This window comes from Streptomyces sp. 2131.1 (genome assembly GCF_900105515.1).
Lineage (GTDB): Bacteria > Actinomycetota > Actinomycetes > Streptomycetales > Streptomycetaceae > Streptomyces > Streptomyces drozdowiczii.
The window spans coordinates 7,027,632-7,050,763 of sequence record NZ_FNSY01000001.1; the positions used below are offsets into that span (position 1 = coordinate 7,027,632).

Here is a 23,132-nt window from a genome sequence, read left to right on the forward strand (position 1 = left end):
TACAGGTGGTCATCAGCCGGCCACCCGCACGGGCAATGCCTGGTTGCCGTCGCCCCAGGTCGCGGCCATGACCACGGCGTCGATCAGCCAGTGGTCGCCGCTGCGGGTCAGCTGCCAGCGGTAGTCGCCGCCGAGCGTCCACAGCGACGCGCCGTGGGCCGCTGCGAGACGGTGGGTGGCCTGGAAGGAAGCAGTGCACACAGCCCGGTCACCGGCGAGATCGACGAGCTGGTTGGCGAGCAGATGCTGGGTGGAGTCGTAGGCCGACAGCGTGGCCGCCCACGCACCGGTGATCTCCTTGGGCGTGAGGCGGACCGGCTTACCACCGTTCAGACTTGTGTAGTCGAGCACGACCGTGTCCGCGAAGAGCGCGTCCAACTTTTCCCATTCCCGGCGGTCGGCATACACGGCCATCCGAGTGCAGGTCTCGGCTACGGCGTACTTGTCAACGAGGGACTCAGCGGTTTCGGGCACGGTGGTCATCCTGTCCTTGCGTGTCGAGCGGGCGGCGTTGTTCACAGCGTGCGGGCGAAGTGTTCGGCAGCGGCATCGGCGGCCAGGCGGACCTGGGGTGACTGGTCGTAGAAGTCGAACTGGATGCCGTCCGTCCACAGGAATTCCGCCGGCCCAGTGAGCGCGGCATGGAAGCGGCGGGCGCCGTCGGGGATGGCGGCGTCCTCGCTGTGTACGAGCAGCGTGGGTGCGGTCACGCGTGGGGCGAGGGCGATGGCGTCGTGGTCGAGCCACTCGGTCCAGGCCATCACGGCGTACCGGTTGGGCCACTGCGGAATCCCGCCCCGCTCCGGGTTGAGGTAGAAGTCGATGTCGAAGGGCATGGCCGCATCCGGGGTGCTGCCGCTGACCACCGGCACGTAGGTGACCTCACCGGTCTCTTCGTACCGCCGCCGTGCCTCGGCCGCCGCTTCCTTCTTCGTCGCGATGCCCTCCGGGCCGCCGTAGTTCTCCTCGCAGATACGGCGGTCATGCAGCCACGGAGCGATGAGCGCCAGCGACCGCACCCGGGCGTCCTGCGCGGCGAAGGCGCTGGCGTACATCGCACCGGCGCAGACACCGAGTACCCCAAGAGGACCGTCGGCGATGGCCGGGTGGTCGGCGAGGAAGTCGGCCGCGGCGCACAGATCACCGGCCTTCAACGCCGGCGACTCGTAGTCACGCGGCGCGCCCTCGGACTCGCCGTAACCGGTGAAATCGAACGACAGCGCCGCATAACCACGAGCGGCCAACTCCTGTGCGTAGCGGTCGGCCATCTGCTCCTTGACCGAGGTCCAGGTACCGGCGACCAGCACGCCTGCGGCCGCAGCGGCCGCATCGACGTCGGGCAAATAGAGATTGCCTGCGAGCTTGCCCTGGGCACCGACGAAGCTCACCTGTTCACGTACAGACACGTATCACTCCTGTTGAGCGGGGAGAGGGAATGCCGCCACGCTGGCACCCGGGAGCCCTTGGGAACAACACCGCATATGTAAAAGGAGGTTGAGCTGGACTAAACCTCCCGGCAAATCCGCCTGCGCGGAAGCGCGGTGAAGCACATTGCGCCACGGTCCGCACGTTCAGCCCTGGCCGATCAGGTGCTGGGGCAGACCTGCCCAGGGGTCAGGTGGTCAGTGTCCACTCGTACATCGCCGCCTCCAGCAGCGCTCAGTCCCGGGGCCCGGGGGAGGGCGACGCGCGTCGGCTGAAGCCGCACGTCCGGGGTAACCGCTTCAACGTGCTTGCTCTGACCGCCTACCGCTCGGCGCAACGACCGTTTGGGCATTCGTGGTTGCCATTCTCGTCGTGCTGGTGGCCGGTTGGTACATTCAGCGCCGACGGTAGTCGCAACGCCTCCAGACCTATCTCCCCGGCGTAGTAGGCCGGCCTCCATGGACGGCAAGGGTGGGAGCCTGAGCGGATCACTGCCCTCACGGACCGGTGACAAAGCGACTTACCCAGCGCCCCGGCGTATGGCGGCGGCCCGATGCATTGACCGGACGCGTCGCGGTCGAGGGTGCCGGTAGCCTCCGTCAAGAAGTGGTGCGGCAGCGAGTCGGCAGGGCGACGGTGCAGGCCGCGGCGACGAGGGGGGCTGTGTGGAGCGGTACGAGATCGAGACTTTCCTCGCTCTGGCCGATGAGCTGCACTTTGCACGGACCGCCGAGCGGCTGGGCGTCACTCCCGGTCGGGTCAGCCAGACGATCAAGGCGCTGGAGCGGCGGATTGGTGGCGCGCTGTTCGAGCGCAGCAGTCGTCATGTCCGGCTGACGCCGGTTGGCGAACAGTTCCGCGATGATCTGGCACCTGCCCATCAGCGGATGCTGTGCGCCTTGGCCGACGCGAGGGCGGCCTACGGGAGCCTCGGTGAGGTGCTGCGTATCGGCTTCACGGCCCCGTGGTCCGGGGAACTCGTCCTGCGGTCCGCCGAGACGTTCCTCGCCCGGTATCCGCGCTGCACCGTCGAGCCCCACGAGGTCGCCTACCACCTGGTCGTGACGGCCTTGTGGGAGCGGCAGATCGACGTGGCGGTCGCGGTGCCGCCCGTCGACTTGACCGGCATCACCGTGGGGCCGGTTCTCTCCCGTGAACGTCTGGCGCTCGTCGTGCCCGCTTCGCATCCCCTGGCACGGCGGGAAACCGTGTCCCTTGAGGACCTGGCCCTCCTGCCGCTGGTCACCGCCTGTGGGATGCCCCGGTTGTGGGGCGACCGGCTGTTTCCGTCTCGTACACCTCTGGGACTGCCTGTTGAGCACGGCCTGACCGCGGGCGGCTGGCAGGGTGTGCTCCTGCTCGTCGCGGCGGGCAGAGGCGCCACCGTCGCCCCTCTCCGATCGGAGCCCTACCAGGCACGTGCCGGCCTCGCCTACGTGCCGTTCGAGGACGCAGATCCGGTCGAGTACGCGCTGATGTGGCGGACAGACAACCGCTCAGCCGGGCTGCGCGCCCTCGCCCGGACCGTCGCCGACACAAGTGATGGTCAGCTGATGCGCCGGCTCGACTCGATCTGAACCAAGGTCTTTGCCCGGGCGCCGACCGCGACACTTCGCAGGACAGCCACCGCGCGCCATAGCTGAGGACTGAGCGGATGTCAGGTCGTTGGCGGACGGGTCGGCGTCCCCTGCCCCTGGCCTTGGTCGCCGGGCGAGTGGGGACGTCGTCAGCCGCCGCGTCTCAGCTTCCGTGAGGGTCCTGTACGAGAGGACGACCGCCGGAAGCGTGCCCGTGATCTTCCGTCCGCTCCTCCGAGTCCCGCCCACCAGGCGACACTGATGCCCAGCACAGGCAGAGTCTTCTCTGCAGAGAGCCATATGCAGAGAAGACTCTGCAATCTATGCTGTTGGCATGTCCGACGAACCGGAACGCGCCTCACACCCCGCCAAGCCCACCCGGCGCATCGACGCGCGCAGCCTGCGGGGACTGGCCCATCCGCTGCGGATGAACATCTTTGAGCTGCTCAGCCTGGACGGTCCGGCTACCGCCACCAGGCTCGCTGAACGCCTCGGGGAGAACACCGGCACCGTCAGTTGGCACTTGCGCCACCTCGCCGAGCACGGCTTCATCGAGGAGGAGACCGGACGGGGCTCGAAACGCGAGCGCTGGTGGAGAAGGGCCGACGTCTCCAATGAGCTGAACACCGCCGATTTCCGCGACGATCCCGACACCCGGGGCGCGCTGTCGGTCTACCTGCACGAGCTGCTGCAGCAGCACTTCAACCGGGTCGTGAACTACATCGGCGAGGACTGGGACGACACATGGCGGAGCGCCGGCACCGTATCGGACTGGAGTGACCTGCGGATGACCCCGAAACAGCTGGAGGCACTCAACGCGGAGCTGATGGCCGTTATCGCCCGCCATACCCCTGCTCCGGACGCCGAGCCCGCCCCGGACGCGCTCCCCGTCGTCGTCCAGCTCCAGTCCTTCCCGCGCAAGCAGCGTGGCTCCGCATGAGCCACGGCATACGCGGCGGCCTCCTGCGTCGCCACCACGATTTCCGACTGCTGTGGTGCGGCGAGACCGCCGGCAAGTTCGGCGCGTCCGTCACCGGGGTGGCGATGCCGCTTGTCGCCGTCTCCACCCTGCACGCCAATACGTTCGAGGTCGGCCTGTTGGGCGCCGCAGCCTGGGCCCCCTGGCTGATCATCGGGCTCCCGGTCGGTGTCTGGGTGGACCGGCTGCGCCGCCGACCGATCATGCTGGCCACCGCCGCAGTCTCCCTCGTACTCTTCGCAGGCATCCCGGTCGCCGCATGGTCCGGCCGGCTGAGTACCGGGTTGTTGCTGGCCGTCGCCCTCCTGGCAGGCACGGCAGCGGTGTTCTTCCAGACCGCCTACACCGCCTATCTCCCCACCCTTCTGGAACCCGACGACCAGCCCGAGGGCAACGCCAAACTGCACGGCAGCGCATCCGCCGCGCAGATTGCCGGGCTCGGCTCCGGCGGTCTGATCGCAGAGCTGGCAGGTGCGGCGAACGGGATGTTCGCCAACGCCGCGACCTTCCTCGTCTCCCTCCTGTGCCTGGCAGGCATCCGACATCGCGAGCCGCGCACCACCAGGACCGGACAGCGCCGGACCTCACTGGTCGGTGAGGTCCGCGAGGGCCTGCGGTTGATCGCCTACGACGCCTGGTTCCGTACGTTCACCCTCTTCGGAGCCGCCTCCAACATGGCCCTCATGGGATACCAGTCGATCCAAGTGGTCTTCCTGGTCCGCAGCGTGGGCCTGACCCCGGGGGCGGTCGGCGTACTCGTCGCGGCGACCAGCGCAGGAGGCGTAGCCGGGGCCTTCGCCGCGCGCCGGATCGCTCACCGGATCGGCACCGCCCGCGCGACCTTGCTGTTCGAGCTGGGACTTCCCTCACTCGGTCTGCTCATCCCGTTGACCACCGGCGGAGCCGGGATCGTGTTTTTTGTGACAGGTGGCTTCGGCGTCAGCGCGGGCGTCGTCGCCGGCAACATCATCAAGGTGAGCTTCCAGCAACGCTACTGCCCGCCGGATCTCCTCGGCCGTCTCACCGCGAGCACAGCATTTCTCAGCTACGGAGCGATTCCCATCGGAGCACTGCTCGGCGGCGTGCTCGGAACCGCGCTCGGCCTCCGTACCGCCATGGCCATCACCACAGCGGGGATCCCGCTCGCCGCACTGATCCTGCTCTTCTCCCCGATCCGGCACTCCCGAGACCTGCCCATCTCCCACCAGCCAAAGAGCAATTTCAAACAGTTGCTGACCTCCGAGGGCGAACCGGTTCGACCTCTTCGCTAGCTCTTCGTCGCGGGGATAGGGTCCGGGCATGTATCCGATCTGTCGCACCAGCGCCCGCCTCGGTCTGCGTGAACTCTCCCACGAGGACGTCGATGCGGTGCTGGCCATCTACGGCAGCGTCGCAGCCACCGAGCACATGTCCTTCGCCCCGCGCACGCGCGATCAGGTCGAACAGATCGTGTCGGAATTCGTCGCTTCGGCACAGCAGACGCCTCGTAACCTGTACGCGCTGGGGGTGGTCCAGCAAGACTCGGGTGAGGTGATCGGGTTCGGCCGCCTCGCCATTGATCCTCATCAGCCGCGTGGGGCCACGATGGGCTTCGCACTCCGCCCCGACACCTGGGGGTCTGGTTTCGGACTCGAGACGGTCCGACTGCTCCTCGGCTTGGGGTTCGAGGAACTCGACTTCCATCGTATCTGGGGGGCACGGTCCCCGCGCAACGCAGCGTCAGCAAAGACCCTGACCGCTGCGGGGATGGTCGAGGAAGGAATCATTCGCGAGCACATTTTGAAGGCCGGCCAATGGCGTGACTCCATCGTCCACGCCATCCTCGACCGCGAGTGGAGAGAACGGGCCGCTCAGTAGCACACGGCCCCCACGAGGGGGCCCTGATCCGCCGCGGTGCTGACGGCCGTGTGAACGGTTAGCGGTGGGATGTCGAGCGTCGCTCGTCGTCGGGCGCGTGGCGCGGGTAATGCGACGAAAGGCTATGCGTCCGGCTGTAGCGGTCTCCGATCCGGAAGTAACGGCTCGACTCGCGCCCACTGCGCATCCGTCAATGGCATGCCTGGACCAACGACCAGGCGAACTGGAGGCAGCGGCTACCCGTCGCTGAAGCCGGCCGGGTCGACAGCTGTCCACTAAAAGAGCGTTTTATACTGAGATAGGTGTTTCGTTGCGGTTCAGATGGCGAGTGGGATCGGATCGGCTGGGGTGCGAATGCCTGTTGTGGCGGGCGGGGCGGGTGACGGCTTGCGAAGGCCTGTTTCGGGTCTTCGCTCCTGTCTGATCCCAACACGCCCCCGGTCGCACCTGTTTGCGCCCTGCCACGGGATGGCGGGCATCGGTATTACAGAAACATGCCTCACAGACCGCGGCCGTATCCGAGCGACCTGTCCGATGCCCGCTGGGCACTACTGGAACCAACTCTGACAGCCTGGCGGGCAGAACGAAGAGGGAAGGGCCTGGACATCGGCCTGCCGCCCGAACACTACCTGCGGCGGATCATGGACGCCATCCTCTACGTCGACCGCACCGGCATTCCGTGGAGGTACCTGCCGCACGACTTCGCCCCATGGGAAACCGTCTACGGATACTTCGCCGCCTGGCAGAAGCACGGCGTCTTCGACCAGCTAAACGGCCTCCTGCGCCGACTGGTCCGAAAGGCCGAAGGCCGCGACCCCGAACCCACCGCCTGCATACTCGACGCTCAGAGCGTCAAGACCTCAGCCAACGTGCCCGCTGCTGGTCAGGGCATCGACGCGGGCAAGAAGATCGCAGGCCGTAAACGCCACATCGGCGTCGATACCGCCGGGCTGCTCCTGGCCGTACTGGTCACTGCCGCCAGCGTCTCCGACAACATCGGCGGTATCCACCTGCTCTCGAACATCGCCGATAGCCACCCTCGCGTCGCGAAAGCGTGGGCCGACAGCGGCTACCGCACCAAGGTAATCGATCACGGTGCCACCCTCGGCATCGACGTTGAAGTCACCCGCCGTGACCCCACCCAGAAGGGCTTCAAGGTGATTCCGCGACGCTGGATCGTCGAGCGGACCTTCGGCTGGCTCATGCATCACCGCCGTCTCGCCCGCGACTACGAAACCCACCCGCACCGCTCCGAAGCCATGATCCGCATCGCGATGATCGACCTGATGAGCCGCAGACTCACGCGTGAAGCCCACGCTGAACTGGCGCGACACATAGCTCCCCCCGGACGTGCCTCAGCAGTGAGGCGTCAGCCCCCGTCAAAGCCGCGGAAGGTTCCTGATACATCAGCGGCATCGGCGAAGTCCGCAAAGTCCATATTGGCGATGCTGAGGTTGGCTGACACGTCAGGAAACCACTGAGCCGGAACCCTGAACGTTCGCCCAGGTTCGTCCCACAGGTCCACGGCCAAAAGAGGGTGATCCGGATCCTCCATCGTGGTCGCGTCCGCAAGGAACAAGTCGACGATCCGGTCGTCTTCTTCCGCAGCAGCTTCTTCGTCCAGCAGTGCCTGGACGTCCACGGCAGCGAAGCGAACGTCGCTGACATACGTGGCATGGGGATACTCGCCAGCAGCGTCGAGTGCGATACGCACCGCATCCCAGGCCCCGTCGTCACCGAAGTCGGTACGCAGGATCAGCGACGTTAGATCATCGGGCTGAGGCAGAGGCATGAACGCGATCTTCTCACCCGGCGCTGACATCGACCCCGGCAGGCTCAGGGCACCCGCACTGCGTCGACGTGACCTCCCAGACCTTGACCGGCTGATCGGCATTACCAAACACCCCTGCCGGGACAAAACGCTCTTTAAGCGGTCGAGTTGGCCAGTTGAGCGCTGGGCATCGACGGCGGTGGCGAGTTGGTCGGCGTGGACGTCGAGGAGCGGCTTCAGCTGCTGGTAGAAGGGCACCCTGTTCCGTCGGCCTCACGCGGTGCAGGGACGCGGACCAGCTTCCCGGGGTGCACCGCTTCAGCCGGAATCTGCCTCCTTGCGCTCGTCCGCGATTCCCGCGAAGACGATCTGGCGGTCCGTGGCGCGGGCGGCGCCGTATGCGGCAGCGGAGAGAAAGCTGTTGGCCCGTGCGAGATAGCGGAAGTCCTGGCCGCGGGCCGCCCAGAGAAGCATCTGAGCCGCGTTGACGCTCCGGTACGCAGCGTCAACGAGCGCGCCGGAACTGCACCCGCTTTGTGGGGGCATGGGGCTTTCCAGATAGGAGACCCGCACATCGTGGTCTGCCGGCCCCATCAGGGCTGCGACTTCGAGTAGATGGCGAACCTGCTTGAGGCTCGCTTCGATGTCGCCGTATACGTCACGGCCCGTCGCGATCGCATCCCTGGCCTCGCAATCCCGGCATGTCTCTTCGGAGCAACGATGCTCCTTCACCGCGCACGACGGGGCAGGAGAAGGTTCGTACGGCTCGCCCTGATGTGGCATCCGCGCCATGAAGTGCCCGACGTGGTCGATCAGTTCCTCGTTCACGAGGCCACGATGGACCACATATCCACGACCGTCCGACCAGAATCACCCAATTGGCCCACAGTCCACCTGTCCCAACAGATCAACTGGCTGCTGACGCTCAGCTGGCCAACTGAAGCGCTCAGTCACAGGCCCGGACCGATCGGTCCGGGCCGACGGGCTGTTCGGAGACGACGGCGAACAGGTCGACTTCGAGAATTGCGTCCGTCTACTTCGGTTACAGCAAAACAATGATTCTTTTTAGTAATTTTCCAAACCTTTTCGCTGGAATGAGAGCATTTTCCAGGCGTGGCCGGGCTTTCCGTTTGGCGGCGTCGGGTGAGATGCCGATGGCGGGAAAGGTGTTCGCCACCGGCATCTCACCCGACGCCGCCAAACGGAAAGCAACCGCGCACCCCATCTGACCTGCTGATTTAACTTTCGCACCCCCGTGGTCTCCCCTGATCGTGGTTCTACCGGGAAACACCGGCCCACCATCAAGGCGAGAGGAAAGTCCCATGGGGGAAAATGCGAAGAAGACCGCTGACAGCAAGCAGCGTCTGGTGAGCACGAGCAAGGCCGAACCCAGGTGGCGTGAGGCCCGGTGGGAGTGGCGCCGTCCGGGGCTCTTCGAAGTGACGAGCATTGCGAGCGTCGTTCCGGTCGGCACGATGATGGGTGGCTATCTCGATGAGGGCCCCGCAATGAAGATCACGGCGGGAGTGCTCGTACTGAATGCGGTCATTGGGCTTGCTACTGAGGTTGAACTCGTGGAGTCGTAGGGGCTGACGGCTCGTCGCTCATGCGGTATCACCGGTGCATGCGGTATCCACAAGGGGGCGGGTTGACCGCCGAACGGCAGCAGTTCCGCGAGGAGTTACGCCTCCAGGCGGCCGAAAGGTTCGCCAAGGGCGAGGCGAGCTCGGCGATCGCCAAGGATCTGCGGGTCAGTGTCCGCTCGGTGCAGCGATGGCGGCAAGCGTGGGAGGAGGACGGGCCGCGCGCTCTGCGGTCGCAGGGACCTGCGTCGCTGCCGAGACTGAGCGAGAAGCAGTTCGCGCAACTGGAGGCGGAGCTGGCCAAGGGGCCGGCCGCGCACGGCTGGCAGGACCAGCGCTGGACCCTGAGCCGGATCAAGACCGTGATCGGCCGGCGCTTCCACCTGACCTACACCATTCAGGGTGTGCGCAAGCTGCTGGTGCGCAACGGCTGGTCCCGCCAGGTCCCCGCCCGCCGGGCCATGGAACGCGACGACGAGGCCGTGGCCGGCTGGGTGAAGGAGACCTGGCCCTGTGCGGAAGACTCGCGGCGGCCCGTGGAGCCTGGCTCGTCTTCGAGGCCGAAGCCGGCTTCTCCATGACGCCGCCGCAGGCGATGACCTGGTCACAGCGCGGTCGAACCCCGGTGGTACGGGTCCGCGGCCGCTCCCGCAGACGCATCTCCATCGCAGCGTTGACCTGCTACAAACCCGGTCACCGCTCGAGGCTGATCTATCGACCCCGCCGCGACGACGGCAACCGCGACGGACGCAAGAGTTTCTCCTGGCGCGACGCGACTACCGCGACCTGCTCATCGCCGCACACCAGCAACTCGGCGGACCGATCGTGCTGGTCTGGGACAATCTCAACGTCCACAAGGCCGCCGACCTGCGGAAATGGGCGGCAGCCCAGGACTGGCTGACCATCTACCACCTGCCGCCCTACGCACCTGACCTCAACCCCGTCGAAGGCATCTGGTCGCTGCTGCGGCGCGGCTGGCTCTCCAACGTCGCCTTCAGCACCCCTGAACACCTCGTCCAGACCGTCCGACGCGGCCTCCGCCACATCCAGTACCGCAGCCACCTCATAGACGGCTGCCTCACCGAGACAGGACTGACCATCAGGCCCTGATCACCGAAGACGACACCACGAGTTCAACCTCAGTAGGCGTCCGGTTCGTAAGCAGTGGCTCGACCCGCCCTGTGGGCCACCCGATCATCGGTCACACAGCTCAAGCCGGGGCGAACTCAGCTGTCAGGCAGGCCAACAGCCGGGCGGGGGCATCCTCCTGCAGGAGATGGCCGGCGCCCTCGATCCAGTGCAGCTCCGCCGTTGGAACACGCTCGTGCAGCCACTCGGCGTACTGCGGGGGGAGGATGCGGTCCTCGCGGCCCCAGACGATCCGCACCGGAATCGAGATGCTGTTCAGCAACTGCTCGTACGCGGCCGTGTCCGCCTGCCTGATCTGGCTGTACTGACGGTAGAACGCCGCCTGCCCGTCCTCCCCCCGCCACGGGGCGAGAAAGGCGTCGAGGATCCCCGGCCGGAACCCGATGTGCGTGGCATGACACAGGTGGGCGGCGACCAACGCTTCGTGCGCGTAGCCCGGAAGCTGATTGAAGACCTCCTCGTGCTCCAGGAAGAGTCGGAAGAGCCCTCGCTCCCAGGGGCCCCCGCTCACCGCGTCGAAGAGGGTCAGGTCCCGGTAGCTCCTCCTTCCCAGCAGCAGGGTACGTAGCGCCACCGCCCCGCCGATGTCGTGAGCCACCACGCTGGGGCGTGACAGCCCCCAGTGGTCCAGGAGCCGGGCGAAGTTCTCCGAATGAGCCGCCAGGCTCAAGTCCTGGCCCTCGCGCTGCTCGGACTGGCCGAAGCCGAGATGGTCGAAGAAGAAGACCTTGCGGGTACGGGCGAGCGCAGGAGCGATGTCTCGCCACAGAAGGGAGGAGTACGGCGTACCGTGCACCAGTACGAGTGGCTCGCCGCTGCCCAAGGCCCCCCACCGGACGACTCCTCCGGGCGTCTCGAATCCCTCGTCCAGTGACCAGTCCATCGCTGCTCTCCTCTCGTGCCTCATGGGCACCACCTTCCACCCGAAGCATGCCTTGATGCCTCAGTAGCCGGGGTCCTCGGCCGGGTGGGTGGGCGGCCCTCCCCATTTCCACCGCGAGGAAGGTGGCCACGGGCTCCGAGGACCAGGTCGGCCGTCGCGCCACTCTCGCTGCCGGCGCCGCCCTCCTAGCCAGCGGCGTCCTGGCTACCACGGCCGCCACTCCGGCATGCCGCCCCGAGCGTCCGGCGCCCCGGCAGGCCCATACGGTGACCAGCGCGCCGATACTCGCCATGAAGGAGCAGCACCGGGCCACGGTGGGCCTGTGGGCCCGCAAGCTGGCCGACTGATCGCGCGGCGCGGGGTGCATCTGCGGGAGAAGACGCTGTGGCGCATGCTCTATGAGACCGCCGGACGGGCGGAGGAGATCCTCGGCGTGAACATCGAGGATTTGGACCTCGCCGGGCGCCGCTGCTTGGTCAAGGCGAAGGGAGCCCGGACCAAGGCCCACCGCCGGGGCCAGGCGCGCGAGGACTACGTGCGGGAGACCGTGTACTGGGACGCTGGCACCGCCCGGCTGCTGCCCCGGCTCCGCAGGGGCCGCACCCGTGGATCGGTGTTCGTCACCCACCGCCGTCCAGGTCCGGGCAAGGTCGTAAGCCCCGCCCGGACACCGGCCTGGCGCGCCTGTCGTACGGGTAGGCCCGCGCGCTGCTGGACGAGCACACCACCCTGCGCGGCTTGGGGGCGGGCTGAGACCTGCACGAGTACCGCCACTCTGCCTTGACCCACCTCGGCGAGCAGGGCGCCTCGCTGCTGTGCTGATGGCGAAGTCCCGGCGAAAGAAGCCGGAAATCGTCCGCCGCTACTTCAAGCCCTCCCCGGAGGTGATCGCCGAACTCACCAGCCTGCTCGCCCCCGGAGATGCCCGCCGCTGAACCGTCGCGGCGCGCCAGGGTGGGCCGCGCGCGGGCGGGGCCGTTCGGGGCGGGGTTCGTATCCAGGACGCCTGGTTGCGCGTTGGGCCCGGGGGCGATGAGCGAGGAGGCCGTCGATCGATAGGGGAGGGGTGTCAGCCTTGGTGGCTTGGGAGCATGGCCAGGGCCTGGGATCGCTGTGCGACGAGCTCGTCGTAGGTGCCGTCGCGCTCGGCCCAGCGGTGCACGAGGACGCCCTTCACGAGGATTTCGTGGGGGGTGGGGTCCTGCGAGAGCAGGTGCATGACCTCGGTGGCGAAGTCGTTGAGCGGCAGCGCGTGCGGGTTCACCTTTTCCTGTTCTGCCGTGGCGACGGCCGGGGGGACGAGCTCGACGACGCCAACGCCGGTGCCGTCCAGTTGCGCGCGCAGCGCCTCGGAGTAGGCGTGCACCGCGGCCTTCGAGGCGGCGTAGCTGGGCATGGGCGGGAACGGCAGGAAGGCGATGCCGGAGGTGACGGTGACGAAGGTGCCGGTACCCCGCCGGACCAGGTGGGGGGTGAAGGCGTCGACGACTCGGATCGTGCCGAGCAGGTTGGTGTCGATCGTCGTTGCTGCCGCCTCGAAGTGCGCGGGGTCGCGCAGATCCTCCAGAAGCATGACTCCCGACATGGTCACCACGGTGTCCAGCTCGGGGTACCGGGTGAGCGCAAAGTCACGGGCAGTTGCGACGGAAGCACCGTCGGTGACGTCGATGCTGATCGTGCCGAAGGCTTCTTCGGCGAGTTCCGAGAGTGCCTTCGGGCTGCGGCCGCCAACGGCCACGGTGCTGCCTGCCGCAGCGAACCGCCGGGCCAGCTCTCGCCCGATACCCGATGTTCCGCCGACGATGAGAACGGTGCGGTTGGACAGATCCACGAGGTCTTCCCTTCAGTCCAGGGCGCCGCCGGCGTTCAGGCCCGCGGCGCAGGCAGTGATGCTCTCTGTCTCGTTCAGAACAGTGCTATCGCAGTCTTGACGGCATCCGCCGGGTGTGGCAGGGCCCCTGTCTTCCCTGGTCCCGCCAGGGCCCCCTCTGGGACACGCGCACCGCGTTACGGTGTCGGTATGAAGGATGAGGAATCCGGCAACCGGCTCGGCAGCTACCTTCGTGCCAGGCGTGAGCTGGTCTCCCCGGCGCAGGCAGGACTCCCGCCCGGAGGCAACCGCCGCGTGCCCGGCCTGCGCCGTGAGGAAGTCGCCCTGCTCGCCGGAATCAGTCCCGACTACTACCTTCGCCTGGAACGGGGCCGGGACAAGAACCCCTCACCACAGGTCCTTGAATCACTCGCGCGGGTCCTGCAGCTCGACGGCATCGAGCGGACGTATCTGCTCGGCCTCGCGGCGGCACGCCCCAGGGCGCCGCGGCGCAAGCGGCCCGAGCCCGTACCGGCGCGCGTACACGAGCTGCTCGCCCACCTCGATATCCCCGCGTTCGTCGAAGGGCGCGCGTTCGATGTCCTGGCCTCCAACCCCATGGCGGTCGCGCTCTCCCCCCGCCTGCAGCCCGGCCAGAATCGGCTTCGTTCTCTCCTCCTTGATCCTGAGGAACAAGCCTTCCACCAGGACTGGACGAAAGCCACCGCCGATTCCATCGCCGCCCTTCGCATCACTATCGGGGACGACACCGACAACCCCCGGTTCATCGAACTCGTCGGAGAACTCGCACTGTCCAGTCAGCGGTTCCGTGCCCTGTGGGGCCGCCATGACGTGCGTAGTCTCGACGGAGGCACGACCACCGTCCACCACCCCGTAGTCGGTGAACTACGCCTCCACCGCGACAAACTCGCCATCGGCGACGTCATCCTCGTCGTCTACTACCCCGACAAGGACAGCGACAGCGACGAGAAACTGCGGCTCCTTGCCGCACTCTCACACACCGAGTACGTCGGTACAGCACACGACAGACCGGCGGACGCCCCGCGCCCAAAGACCCCCTGACGAGCACGCGCCGCACCGGCGTCGCAACCGGGAAGTCCGCACCGTTCCCGCGCTGGCCCGCACCGCCGGAGGTCGCCGCCGTGATCCTGGAGGCCCTCGTCGCACCGGTCGCGCTCGTCGGACGAGGAGTGGGCCTCTGGCGCCGAGGAAGCCGCTGGGCCGCCGGCCTTCTGATCTCCGCAGCGTGCTCGATCGTCGTCTACGCGGCCGGACTCCTCTTCGTCGGCTCCGTCGACTTCGCCAAGGGCTGCGGCCATGAAGTCGTTCGCCCGCCTCGGAACGCCGACTGGTCCGAGGCGGGCGAACCGCTCCGGGTCTGATGGAGGCTCGATTCCCTGAGAGGACCGAGTCATGACACGTCCGTCCGCCACCTTGGCCGACCTGTGCACCCACCGCTCGCCACGGCCGGCGGTGCCACGAGCACGGGCGAGGCGGCAGTTCCGCCAGCCCGTACGCCACCACCGCGAAGGCCGCCGCGACCGCCAGGGTCGTCAGACGTTCACGCCGCGAGCGGTCCAGGCAGGGGAGTACGGCGAGGAGCGAGGGTTCTCCGGCCCGGCCCCATCGGATCTGACCGACTCCGCCGCCCACGTCGCGAAGGACGAGGCCCCGTGACCCGCAACTGAGTACCGAAGCATACGAACCTCCCTGGCCAGTAAGCCAGTTGACCGCCGTGTCCGGTGCGTACCGCACCCGCGTCGGCCGGCCGGCCGACGGCCCATGACGGAGTTGCCGGGTGCACGGAACGGCGCGATGCTGGTGGCACAGGCCATTTCGAGAATTCCGCAACGCGCGATCGAAGGCCCGGTCGGCAGCAGGTATTACGCACCGCGCCGACGGCGGACCGCGCCCGTCGCGGATCTCGTCCGGTGGGCACCGACACCCAAGAACCGGTGGGTCATCACCGACACCCAAAAAGGGGTGTGCGTCATGATCGACGCCCGAACCCATGTCGTCGCCCTGTCGCAGCAGCTCGACACCCTCGCGGCAGCCCCCGTCGACCCGGCACTCGACGCGGCCCGCAACCGGCTCGTCGACGACTGCGCCGATCACCCCGCACACGCGCGGCTCGGCGCCCTGCTCGACCACGTCCTCGCCCACGCCGCATCCGACGGCACCGAGGCCGAGCTGCTCGAGGAAGCGGCGAAGATGTGGACGGACGGCCTCGCCCTCTACGCCGAGATCGGCAGAATCCGCAGCGAGATCGAGACGGCTCTGTCCGACCCGTCGAGCCCCGAAGCCGCGTCGAGGTTCTGCGAGGCCACCCTGAGCCTGCGCCACGCCACCAGCGACGCGAGGGGCACGTTCCTCCGGATGGACAGCCTCGGCAAACGCCTGCGGACCATGGCCCACATCCCGCGCCACCCGCGCCAGCAGGACGAACCCGTGTCCCAGTGGGGATGGGGAGACGTCTTCCTCGCCCGCAGGACCGACGCGCTCGTACGTAGCGCGTTCGCCGAAGCCCGTACGGGAGAGACCCGCGCCCTGGCCTTCGGTATCCTGTCCGGCTACGCGGCGAACGCCACCGGCTCCGTCTACCTCACCCAGGTCGTCGGCGGACCCCGCCGCTCCCACCGGCTCCGGGACCGCATAGCCCGCAACGCCGTCGGATCGTGGTGCGGCGAACGGTATCCGGAGGTACGGAGCTGCCGCGGGATTGCGGACTCCCTGCGCTTCGACAACGCACCGGCGACTCTGCCGGGCGAGACGGCGGACTTTCTCACGAGGACGCTAGGGGAGACGTACGACCTGTCACAGCTGAGCCCGGTGCCCGATCCGGCCCTGGGCTACGGGCGCCTGATCAGGCAGCTCGAACTCCTCGACACCTTCGTCCAGCCGCCCCCGCCGGCCCTGCCGCCCGCCTCGTTCGTCACGAAGTTCTTCGCCGACCCCGCGCACCCGCCGCAGCCGGCCGTCACCCCGGAGACGGCCACACCCCCGTACGCCCACGGGCCCGGGGTGAAACCGACCACCTACCACGGGTACGGCGGCGGGCAGGTGGGGCCGCCGACCGCGACGGACAGCACCGCCGACAGCGAGAGCGCCTGCGGCAGCTTCTGCCTGGCCGTGCTGGCGTTCCTCTGCTTCGCCGTACTGCTCGGAGGCCCGTGCTGGGACGAGTGGGGCAAGGAGAAGAGCTGCACGTTCTGGGACAAGCACGTGGCGGAGAACTGGCGGAACGCGTTCACCACCGACCTCAGCCAGGCCGAAAAGGACGCGCTGGCCTCGCAGAGCCGGCCCCTCACCGGAAGCGGCTTCGCGGCGGCCGCCAGGGTGCCCCAACTCGACGAGCTGGTCTCCCAGTTGTTCGACCTGCACGTTCGCCTCTGGGAGGCACTCGGCAAGGCGGGCGCCTACCTGTCCGGCTGCGGCCTCATCTACCCGGAGGGGCGGCTGGGCTTCCCGCTCTACCACCAGTTCCTCGCCGTACCGGGCGACACCCTGCAGCCGCACCGCCCCGAGACTGACGACGTCCGCACGTTCTACCGGTATCCGCGGACCGAGATGGAGCACCCGGTCGACTACACGAAGACCGTTCCAGTGGGCGCCGACCCGGGCATCGTCCTCACGGCCACCGGCCCCGAGTGCGTACGCAGGTGGGAGGACGTCGCCCGGGGCACACCCGGCGACACGAACCTCGACCTCGACGCGGACCGGGGCACGGTCCACCCGTGCTGGTCCACCCGCGGTTCGATCGACGACGACCCGGTGGGCGTCGACATCCTCGCCTACCAGGACCTGTGAGGACCAGCCATGGAGACCGATCGAGGCCGGAAGCAGCAGCCGCACGAGGGGGGCAACGACCGGCCCTACCTCTACATCCACAGCTACCCGCCGCCCGACCTCCCCGACGTGGGCGAGGACCACGGCGAGCGCCCGGTCCCCAACGGCGTCTGCTGGTACCTCTGTTCGGGTATCCAGCCGCTGACCGCGTTCCAGCCGGGACAAGACCTGACCGCCCAGGTGGCCATCGGCAACTGGCAGGGCGGGAACAGCCCCTCGATGGCGTATGTCGGCGTGTGGTGGTCCAAGCCGGTGAGCGGGCCCGTCATCCCCGACGCGTCGAAGTTCATGGGGTTCTCCCCGGTCCCGGTGCCCCCGCACGGCGGCCGGGCCGAGAGCGCCCCCCTCACCGCGCGGATCCCGGCGAGCTCGGGCAACCACATCTGCCTCCTGGCCAAGGTCTGGCACCCGCTGGACAACGTCGCCGCCGGAGGCCTCGCGGACCCCGTCAACGACCGCCACTGGGCCCAGCACAACCTGGCCCTCCTTCCGGCCGCCCCCGCCGCGCCGGAGCCTTTCGCGTTCCTCGCGACCAACCCGACGGACGACGACGTCGCGTATCAGGTCGGCGTCCGCCCGATGCCCCCGGAGCTGTGGGGCAACATCCCCAACGACGAGCGCCTGCGCCCGGTCGAGGCCTCGGCCTGGCTGTCCCTGAAGGACACCACCACCGGGGAAGAGGCCCAGGCCCAGAACGAACTGACCCGCACACTCACGCTGGGCCCGATGGAGCAGCGCGCCATGGAACTGCTGCTCGTCGTCACCGACGAGGTGGGCAGCGAGGCCTTCGCACCCTTCCAGATCGCCCAGTACCGCGACGAGCGGCCGGTCGGCGGCATCGCCGTGATCGTACGAGGCCAGGCGGGGCTCCCCTAGGATCGGCCCCCCTGACTCGTACGTGAGAGGGAATGCGGCAGTGATGACCGACGTGACGCCCGAACTGGCCGAGGCGATCCAACTCGGCTACGACCGGCGCGACCGGGCGGACATGGCCCCGACGATCGCCTACTTCGAGGGGCTGCTCGCCGAACACCCGGACCACCCCGTCCTCGTGTACGAGGTGGGCGGCGCCTACGACACCGCCGGCCAGGAGGAGACCGCCCGCGGCTACTACGAACGCGCGCTCAACCTCGGCCTCGACGGCGACATCCTGTGCCAGTACGCCAGCACCCTCAGAAGGCTGGGCGAGCCGGACGCGTCGCTGGTGGTGCTGGACCGCGCCCGCAAGGAGTACCCCGACTCCGATTCCGTACGCGTCTTCCGCGCCCTGACCCTCAACGACGCCCACCGGCCCGACGAGGCCGTGGCCGAGTTGCTCACCGTCGTCACCACCCACACCGAGGCCACCGACCTCGGCCGCTGGGCGGTCGGGCTGCACGGCCTCGCCCAGTGGCTCGCCGACGGCCGCCCCGACTAGTATTGCAACGGTCTTTTTCATTACGGTTTACCGGTTTCGGGTGGTGTGTGGCCGCGTTGTTTGTAGTGGCTGATGCGGGCTTGGTGTTGGCGTCTGCGTCGCCAGTGGGACCAATGCAGGACGTGGTTGAGGGGTGCGGGGCGGGGGTGGGTGAGGCGGTGGATCAGACGTCTGAGTTCGGGGAGGCTGAGAGGGATGAGGTCGGATGATCCGTTTCTGCTTTCCCGGAGTCGAGCTCTTGGGCTCGCAGGGCGGTGAGGCAAGCGTGGGCGGCCATGGCGAGAGTCATGTGGCGGTGCCAGCCGGGATAGCGGCGGACCTGGTAGTCGTCCAGCCCGCATTCCTGCTTCGCGGTCTGGAAGCACTCCTCGACCGCCCAACGGCTGCCGGCGACGCGGATCAGCTGTTCAAACGTGGTCCCGGCGGGGCAGTAGGCGATGTAGTAGGAGATCTCCCCGGGCCGGCGGACACTGCGGCGGGCGATCACCCAGTGCCGCCGGTCTTCCCGGTGCCAGGGGCGGACCTCGACCCTCGCCCAGTCGAAGACCCGTGGCCCGTGGGAGCCGTTGCCGCACGAGCGGCGCTTCCATTTCTGCCGCGGCAGAATCATGGAACTAGTCATGAACCGGGTGATCCATGGACCAGCGGGTGACCACGGTGTCGTGCCGGGTGGTGGCCAGGACGTGGAAGACATCGGCCCGCTCGAGCTCGGTCCGCCAGCATTTCGAGTAGCCGTAGCCGGCGTCTGCGGCCACCCACACGAACGGAATCTTCTCCTCGGCCGCCCGGCGGGCCATCGCCCTGGCCATCGCGACCTTGGTATAGAAGACGACTTCGTCGTCGATACCGGCCCGCCGGCATCGGTCACGGTCATCGGTCCAGGAGGTGGGTAGGTAGAGGCGCCGGTCGATGATCGTTGACGTCGGTGTGGTGGGGGGCCGGGGTGGCTTTGTCACCTCGCTGAGCCGGAACACGATCGGGTGACGGTGCTCGACACTCGTGACTGCGGTGCGCCGCCCGGTTTTGACCGGCCTCGCCTCCGCTTTTGCCGGTCAGCTCAGTGCCAACCCGGAACCGTCCGTGCTGGCCAAGGACAGTGTTGCCCCATACCGCGCGTCTCGCAGGCTGATCGGGGTCGTGATCCGGTGGTCCGCAGGGTGATCCATTGCTGGGCCGGGAAGTCGTGCAACGCCAGTAGCTCTGCCTTGTCATGGCCGCCCTTCACTACGGCTGTGGGGAACTTCGCGCCGTACTGTGTGGCGAACACGACGAGGGCCTCGGCCGCGTGCTCGCGGCCCTCCGCCGTTGTTGAGGAGGAATAGGCCGGCGATGGTGATGAGTCCGCCGAGAATCGCAATGGGCCGCGGTTGCTCGCCGAGCCAGAGGTAGGAGGCGGCGAGTGTGACCGCGGGGACGAGGTAGAGCGCGGCGGTGGCGGTGGTGACGCTGAGCTGGGCGACTGCGTAGCCCCAGATGACGAACCCGGCGGCCGATGGCAGAAGACCGAGGAAGACGACCGCGGCGGTCGCACCGACCGGGGCATCGAGCACGGCCCGGACGGCCCCGGGGGCGAAGGGGACGAGGAGGGCGGTTCCCGCCCACATCGCGTAAGCGGCGACTTCGAGCCCGGTGTAACGGTGCAGGAGGGGCTTGATCGTCAGGTGGTAGACGGCCTGGCTGCACGCGGCGGCGAGGACGGCCCACGCCGCCGCTGTGTATCCGCTTTCCTTGCCGGACGTGGCGATGAGGGCCGCGCCGGCCAGGGCGACGAGTGATCCGCCGGTCTTGGCCGGGGTGAACCGTTCGCCCAGGAAGCAGGCCGCCAGCACGGCGCTCATCGCGGGGACGGCGGCCACGATCAGGCTGGCGGTGCCCGCGGGCACATGGAGTTCCCCCCAGTTCAGCAGTAGCTGGTAGGCGCTCATCCCGGCAGCTCCTGCCAGGGTGATGCGCCATAGATCTGTGCGCGCTGGGCGGCGCACTCCCATCGACGGGGCGACGGCCGCGAGGGCGAGGGAGGCGCCGGCGAGGCGGAGGAAGGACAGCTGGGACGGCCCGTAGCCGTCCAGTGCCACCCGGATCGCGGGAAAGGCGGTGGCCCACAGCAGCACGGTGGCGGCGAGGGCGAGCAGGGTCTTGTTGAGCTTCACCCCGTCGACTCTGCCGGGTAGCATGAGTTAGGTCTAGTTATCTTTTCCTCGCTAATCAGATAGGGGATCTTTCTTGTTGGATGTCCGCCGACTCCGTGTGCTGGCCGAGTTCGCCTCGCATGGCACGGTTGCCGCCGCAGCCCAAGCCCTGCATCTCACCGGCCCGGCCGTGTCCCAGCAACTGGCTGTGCTGGAAAGGGAAGCAGGGGTGCCACTTCTGGAGAAGCGGGGCCGCACCCTTCACCTCACCGGCGCAGGGCGACGTCTCGTGGATCATGCACATGTTCTCCTCGGCAACCTCGCCGCCGCCGAGTCGGATCTGGCGGCGCTGCGCCACGGCGAACGCGGCACGATCCGCGTCGCGGCGTTCGCCTCCGCCGCCCGCACAATCATCCCCAGTCTCTGGCCCGAGCCCGGAGTGGCACCGGCCCCGGAAGAGCCGGCCGTGTTCCTGGTCGAACACGAACCCCCGGCGGCGGAAACCGCCCTCGGCCGCCGCGAGGTCGACATCGCGGTCACCCACTCCTACAGTCTGCTTCCCCGCCCGGTTCCCGCGGGCTGTGAAGAGACGTCTCTGTTCGACGAGCCTGTTCATCTCGTCCTGCACCCCGCCGACGCCAGCGACTACCGCCTCGCTCCCGGTTCGCAGGCGGACCTGCGCCAGTTCGCCGACGCGCCGTGGCTGCTTCCCGGCCCCGAGACGGCCTGCCACGAAATGACACAACGTGCGTGCGGCGCAGCCGGCTTCGTCCCGCGAGCCGCGGCAGTGGCGGGCGACTTCGCTGTTCTGACAGCCCTGGTCGCCCGCCGCGCAGGAGTCGCTCTCATTCCCCATATGGCCTTGCCGGCCCCCGGACCGAACCTGAGCATCCACACGCTGCGTGTGCCGGTCCACCGGAGCGTCAATGCCCTCCACCGCTCGGGAACCGGCCGGCAACCCGGCATTCGTCACGTCCTCGAGCGCCTCACCGCACCTCTCGACGGCTGAAAGCAGCCCACTGGCTCAGCGGCCGCGACGCGGGTCCCGCGCCGAGCCGGTCACCGCAGGATCCGCAGACGGGTTCTGCGGGCACCGGGGCGCCCACGGCTTTCAGCGACGCGAGGACGTCCGGGCAGTCGGCGTCAGACGCATCCATCTTCGGTGTCTCGGCTCGGGCGGGTCGGGGTCAGACACTGGTTATCGAGCGCACCACGCCCACGACCGGCGTGGCTCATGAGTCGGGTCGCGAGAGTACCGAGCTGACCGCGGTGACACGGTCGGCCAGGTCGCCAGCAGGGATATCAATGAGCTCGAAACCGAACGCGCGGTAGCTCTGTTCGTGGATCTCCTCGAAGACCAGCGATTCCCGGAAGTCGATCCGACGGGCACTGGTGGGCTCACAGAACCCTAGATTGCGGACGAAGAGCACCTGCCGCTCGTAGATCTCCTCGGCAGTGATCCGCTCGATCTCTGCCGTCAGCGCACGGGATACCGGCTGCCCCAGGTAGGTCGCGAGCGCGTGTGTGCAGACCGGTGACCGGTCGAACACCTGGACAGAGTCTCGGGAGGGGGCTCCCAGTTGCAGTTGTTTCTGCAGACCGACGACCTCATCGATGAAGGATGCCCGTGCCCACGGCTCGCCTTCGCCCTGAGCCTGCGCTCGTGCGATGACGGCGGTCGCGGCCTCCTCGACCACTTCGTAACGGCGCTCTGCCAGGCACCGCAGGATCGATGTCTTGCCCGCGCCGGGCGTGCCAGTGAGAATGTACCGCCGCATGCTCAGATGCCTTTCGTGCGAAGTAACCGTGTTCACTTCTCGGCCGCCACTGCCAGCGCTCTTGGTGCAGCATGCGGCCATCGCTCGGCCACAAGGCCGCGTTCGAAACGGGCTCCGGACCCGACGAAACGGGCCGCGTTCATCGCTCGCCAGCGCTGTCCGACGGACTCGGCGAGCGCGAAGACCATCGCCAGAGCGGCGGCCGCAGTGCCGGCCGTTGCCCTTATGTACATCACCAGCGGTCATCCCTGGAGGTCGAGCAGAACCCGGAGCAGACGCCGGACCTGTGGACAAGGCGGGCCCTGAGGCAGTAGCCAAATTAGTTCATTTTTGTGCCCTTGTACGGGATCGCACTCCGGCGCGAGCTCGTGAAGGGGGGGGGGGGGGGGGGGGGGGGGGGGGGGGGGGGGAAGGTTGCGGTGGCCCTGGTCGCCGCCGACTTGATGCCGATGCCTGGCCGGCGGTGCGCTCTACCAAACGGGCCCGCGACGCGTCGCGCGCCCGGGCCCATCCCGTGTTGGTGCAGGTCAGCGGACCTGGACGGATGCGACCAGGGTGTTCAGGTCTGGCCAGAGCTTCTTATTCGTCTCTGGCAGTACGACCCACAGCACCGAGGGGCGGACCCGCCCGGTGTCGACCACGAGGACCGCGTTCAGGTCCATCGTGGAGGGCACCCCGCGTTTATGGAAGTGGATCTCGCTGACGAGCAGCCAGGCGTCATGTCCGTCGACCTTCAGCGGCTGTGAGGCGACGTCGACCAGGATTGCCTGGTCACGGGGGTACTCGTAGCGCCGCCGCTCGTCCATCACCGCGCCTGCCACGCCCCGCAGCTCGCCGGTGCCGCCGGCTGCGGCCATGATGTCCTCGTCGACCTGCGTGGACTTCACGAGTGCGCGCTGGCGCCCCT

Annotated in this window: 23 protein-coding genes and 4 pseudogenes; 17 read left to right on the forward strand and 10 right to left on the reverse strand. The window is 68.2% G+C overall.

Going from position 1 to position 23,132, the window contains the following annotated elements:
- Positions 1–12: 12 nt before the first annotated feature.
- Together BLW14_RS31320 and BLW14_RS31325 are read right to left on the reverse strand one after the other, a co-directional pair.
- On the reverse strand, positions 13–474 hold the full coding sequence (locus BLW14_RS31320; protein WP_093710916.1) for a nuclear transport factor 2 family protein: 462 nt from the start codon (positions 472–474) through the stop codon (positions 13–15).
- Positions 475–515: 41 nt separating this feature from the next.
- A complete protein-coding gene (locus BLW14_RS31325) occupies positions 516–1,406 on the reverse strand; it encodes an alpha/beta hydrolase (protein WP_093710449.1) in 891 nt (296 codons plus the stop codon).
- A 684-nt stretch (positions 1,407–2,090) separates the two neighbouring features.
- Between BLW14_RS31325 and BLW14_RS31330 the strand changes: the two genes are divergently transcribed.
- The 5 genes and pseudogenes from BLW14_RS31330 (at position 2,091) to BLW14_RS31350 (ending at position 7,176) form a co-directional block, all read left to right on the forward strand.
- A complete protein-coding gene (locus BLW14_RS31330; protein ID WP_093710450.1) occupies positions 2,091–3,002 on the forward strand; it encodes a LysR family transcriptional regulator in 912 nt (303 codons plus the stop codon).
- A 334-nt stretch (positions 3,003–3,336) separates the two neighbouring features.
- The gene (locus BLW14_RS31335; protein ID WP_093710451.1) at positions 3,337–3,942 is read left to right on the forward strand and encodes an ArsR/SmtB family transcription factor; all 606 of its coding nucleotides are present in this window, start codon (positions 3,337–3,339) and stop codon (positions 3,940–3,942) included.
- Positions 3,939–5,252, forward strand: coding sequence for an MFS transporter (locus BLW14_RS31340; protein ID WP_093710452.1), 1,314 nt, complete (start codon positions 3,939–3,941; stop codon positions 5,250–5,252). The genes BLW14_RS31335 and BLW14_RS31340 overlap by 4 nt, the downstream gene beginning before the upstream one ends.
- Positions 5,253–5,280: 28 nt before the next feature.
- On the forward strand, positions 5,281–5,838 hold the full coding sequence (locus tag BLW14_RS31345) for a GNAT family N-acetyltransferase (protein ID WP_093710453.1): 558 nt from the start codon (positions 5,281–5,283) through the stop codon (positions 5,836–5,838).
- Between the two features lie 494 nt (positions 5,839–6,332).
- Positions 6,333–7,176, forward strand: a pseudogene (locus tag BLW14_RS31350) (IS5 family transposase).
- A gap of 31 nt (positions 7,177–7,207) precedes the next feature.
- Here the strand turns inward: BLW14_RS31350 and BLW14_RS31355 are convergent.
- A complete protein-coding gene (locus tag BLW14_RS31355) occupies positions 7,208–7,867 on the reverse strand; it encodes a DUF6924 domain-containing protein (protein WP_093710454.1) in 660 nt (219 codons plus the stop codon).
- Between the two features lie 60 nt (positions 7,868–7,927).
- On the reverse strand, positions 7,928–8,437 hold the full coding sequence (locus tag BLW14_RS31360; protein ID WP_093710455.1) for a hypothetical protein: 510 nt from the start codon (positions 8,435–8,437) through the stop codon (positions 7,928–7,930).
- A 494-nt stretch (positions 8,438–8,931) separates the two neighbouring features.
- On the opposite strand from BLW14_RS31360, the gene BLW14_RS31365 reads away from it, so the two are divergent.
- The 3 genes and pseudogenes from BLW14_RS31365 (at position 8,932) to BLW14_RS31375 (ending at position 10,302) form a co-directional block, all read left to right on the forward strand.
- On the forward strand, positions 8,932–9,195 hold the full coding sequence (locus BLW14_RS31365; protein ID WP_093710456.1) for a hypothetical protein: 264 nt from the start codon (positions 8,932–8,934) through the stop codon (positions 9,193–9,195).
- A 38-nt stretch (positions 9,196–9,233) separates the two neighbouring features.
- Positions 9,234–9,773, forward strand: coding sequence for a winged helix-turn-helix domain-containing protein (locus BLW14_RS31370; RefSeq protein WP_093710917.1), 540 nt, complete (start codon positions 9,234–9,236; stop codon positions 9,771–9,773).
- Positions 9,770–10,302: pseudogene (locus tag BLW14_RS31375) on the forward strand (transposase). Before BLW14_RS31370 ends, BLW14_RS31375 begins: the two are co-directional and overlap by 4 nt.
- A gap of 100 nt (positions 10,303–10,402) precedes the next feature.
- Here the strand turns inward: BLW14_RS31375 and BLW14_RS31380 are convergent.
- The gene (locus BLW14_RS31380; RefSeq protein WP_093710457.1) at positions 10,403–11,224 is read right to left on the reverse strand and encodes an alpha/beta fold hydrolase; all 822 of its coding nucleotides are present in this window, start codon (positions 11,222–11,224) and stop codon (positions 10,403–10,405) included.
- 122 nt (positions 11,225–11,346) lie between these two features.
- On the opposite strand from BLW14_RS31380, the gene BLW14_RS31385 reads away from it, so the two are divergent.
- Complete coding sequence (locus BLW14_RS31385) at positions 11,347–11,571, forward strand: hypothetical protein (RefSeq protein WP_093710458.1); 225 nt, start codon at positions 11,347–11,349, stop codon at positions 11,569–11,571.
- Positions 11,565–12,159 (forward strand): annotated as a pseudogene (locus BLW14_RS31390) (tyrosine-type recombinase/integrase); the annotation flags it as partial. The gene BLW14_RS31385 and the pseudogene BLW14_RS31390, both read left to right, overlap by 7 nt.
- 134 nt (positions 12,160–12,293) lie before the next feature.
- On the opposite strand, the gene BLW14_RS31395 reads toward BLW14_RS31390, so the two are convergent.
- Positions 12,294–13,055 carry an SDR family oxidoreductase gene (locus BLW14_RS31395; protein WP_093710459.1) on the reverse strand — a complete coding sequence of 254 codons (762 nt, stop codon included), beginning with the start codon at positions 13,053–13,055 and terminating at the stop codon, positions 12,294–12,296.
- Between the two features lie 189 nt (positions 13,056–13,244).
- Between BLW14_RS31395 and BLW14_RS31400 the strand changes: the two genes are divergently transcribed.
- From BLW14_RS31400 to BLW14_RS31420, 6 genes are all read left to right on the forward strand, one after another.
- Entirely contained in the window at positions 13,245–14,117 is an 873-nt protein-coding gene (locus tag BLW14_RS31400) for a helix-turn-helix transcriptional regulator (RefSeq protein ID WP_093710460.1), read from the forward strand.
- Between the two features lie 80 nt (positions 14,118–14,197).
- A complete protein-coding gene (locus BLW14_RS31405; protein WP_093710461.1) occupies positions 14,198–14,437 on the forward strand; it encodes a hypothetical protein in 240 nt (79 codons plus the stop codon).
- A gap of 31 nt (positions 14,438–14,468) precedes the next feature.
- On the forward strand, positions 14,469–14,732 hold the full coding sequence (locus tag BLW14_RS34300) for a hypothetical protein (RefSeq protein WP_143052028.1): 264 nt from the start codon (positions 14,469–14,471) through the stop codon (positions 14,730–14,732).
- 315 nt (positions 14,733–15,047) lie between these two features.
- Positions 15,048–16,862 (forward strand): hypothetical protein, encoded by a 1,815-nt coding sequence (locus BLW14_RS31410; RefSeq protein WP_093710462.1) that lies wholly within the window; start codon positions 15,048–15,050, stop codon positions 16,860–16,862.
- A gap of 9 nt (positions 16,863–16,871) precedes the next feature.
- Positions 16,872–17,777, forward strand: coding sequence for a hypothetical protein (locus BLW14_RS31415; RefSeq protein ID WP_093710463.1), 906 nt, complete (start codon positions 16,872–16,874; stop codon positions 17,775–17,777).
- A 43-nt stretch (positions 17,778–17,820) separates the two neighbouring features.
- Positions 17,821–18,318 (forward strand): tetratricopeptide repeat protein, encoded by a 498-nt coding sequence (locus tag BLW14_RS31420; protein WP_093710464.1) that lies wholly within the window; start codon positions 17,821–17,823, stop codon positions 18,316–18,318.
- A gap of 163 nt (positions 18,319–18,481) precedes the next feature.
- Here the strand turns inward: BLW14_RS31420 and BLW14_RS31430 are convergent.
- Both BLW14_RS31430 and BLW14_RS31435 read right to left on the reverse strand, forming a co-directional pair.
- Positions 18,482–19,235: pseudogene (locus BLW14_RS31430) on the reverse strand (IS701 family transposase); the annotation flags it as partial.
- A 291-nt stretch (positions 19,236–19,526) separates the two neighbouring features.
- Positions 19,527–20,492, reverse strand: a complete 966-nt coding sequence (locus tag BLW14_RS31435; RefSeq protein ID WP_256332940.1) for a DMT family transporter — start codon at positions 20,490–20,492, stop codon at positions 19,527–19,529.
- Positions 20,493–20,541: 49 nt separating this feature from the next.
- Here BLW14_RS31435 and BLW14_RS31440 point away from each other — a divergent pair, with 49 nt between their 5' ends.
- Positions 20,542–21,456 carry a LysR family transcriptional regulator gene (locus BLW14_RS31440; protein WP_093710466.1) on the forward strand — a complete coding sequence of 305 codons (915 nt, stop codon included), beginning with the start codon at positions 20,542–20,544 and terminating at the stop codon, positions 21,454–21,456.
- A gap of 223 nt (positions 21,457–21,679) precedes the next feature.
- On the opposite strand, the gene BLW14_RS31445 is transcribed toward BLW14_RS31440, so the two are convergent.
- Both BLW14_RS31445 and BLW14_RS31450 read right to left on the reverse strand, forming a co-directional pair.
- The gene (locus tag BLW14_RS31445) at positions 21,680–22,225 is read right to left on the reverse strand and encodes an ATP/GTP-binding protein (protein WP_093710467.1); all 546 of its coding nucleotides are present in this window, start codon (positions 22,223–22,225) and stop codon (positions 21,680–21,682) included.
- 527 nt (positions 22,226–22,752) lie between these two features.
- Complete coding sequence (locus BLW14_RS31450; protein ID WP_256332941.1) at positions 22,753–23,112, reverse strand: hypothetical protein; 360 nt, start codon at positions 23,110–23,112, stop codon at positions 22,753–22,755.
- Positions 23,113–23,132: the final 20 nt, after the last annotated feature.

What these genes read in the sequence shown, in the direction of transcription:
- BLW14_RS31335 (WP_093710451.1), top strand. Translation starts at nt 3,337, where the DNA reads ATGTCCGACGAACCGGAACGCGCCTCACACCCCGCCAAGCCCACCCGG.
- BLW14_RS31340 (WP_093710452.1), top strand. Translation starts at nt 3,939, where the DNA reads ATGAGCCACGGCATACGCGGCGGCCTCCTGCGTCGCCACCACGATTTC.
- BLW14_RS31345 (WP_093710453.1), top strand. Translation starts at nt 5,281, where the DNA reads ATGTATCCGATCTGTCGCACCAGCGCCCGCCTCGGTCTGCGTGAACTC.
- BLW14_RS31365 (WP_093710456.1), top strand. Translation starts at nt 8,932, where the DNA reads ATGGGGGAAAATGCGAAGAAGACCGCTGACAGCAAGCAGCGTCTGGTG.
- BLW14_RS31370 (WP_093710917.1), top strand. Translation starts at nt 9,234, where the DNA reads ATGCGGTATCCACAAGGGGGCGGGTTGACCGCCGAACGGCAGCAGTTC.
- BLW14_RS31380 (WP_093710457.1), bottom strand. Translation starts at nt 11,224, where the DNA reads ATGGACTGGTCACTGGACGAGGGATTCGAGACGCCCGGAGGAGTCGTC.
- BLW14_RS31400 (WP_093710460.1), top strand. Translation starts at nt 13,245, where the DNA reads ATGAAGGATGAGGAATCCGGCAACCGGCTCGGCAGCTACCTTCGTGCC.
- BLW14_RS34300 (WP_143052028.1), top strand. Translation starts at nt 14,469, where the DNA reads ATGACACGTCCGTCCGCCACCTTGGCCGACCTGTGCACCCACCGCTCG.
- BLW14_RS31410 (WP_093710462.1), top strand. Translation starts at nt 15,048, where the DNA reads ATGATCGACGCCCGAACCCATGTCGTCGCCCTGTCGCAGCAGCTCGAC.
- BLW14_RS31415 (WP_093710463.1), top strand. Translation starts at nt 16,872, where the DNA reads ATGGAGACCGATCGAGGCCGGAAGCAGCAGCCGCACGAGGGGGGCAAC.
- BLW14_RS31420 (WP_093710464.1), top strand. Translation starts at nt 17,821, where the DNA reads ATGACCGACGTGACGCCCGAACTGGCCGAGGCGATCCAACTCGGCTAC.
- BLW14_RS31435 (WP_256332940.1), bottom strand. Translation starts at nt 20,492, where the DNA reads ATGCTACCCGGCAGAGTCGACGGGGTGAAGCTCAACAAGACCCTGCTC.
- BLW14_RS31445 (WP_093710467.1), bottom strand. Translation starts at nt 22,225, where the DNA reads ATGCGGCGGTACATTCTCACTGGCACGCCCGGCGCGGGCAAGACATCG.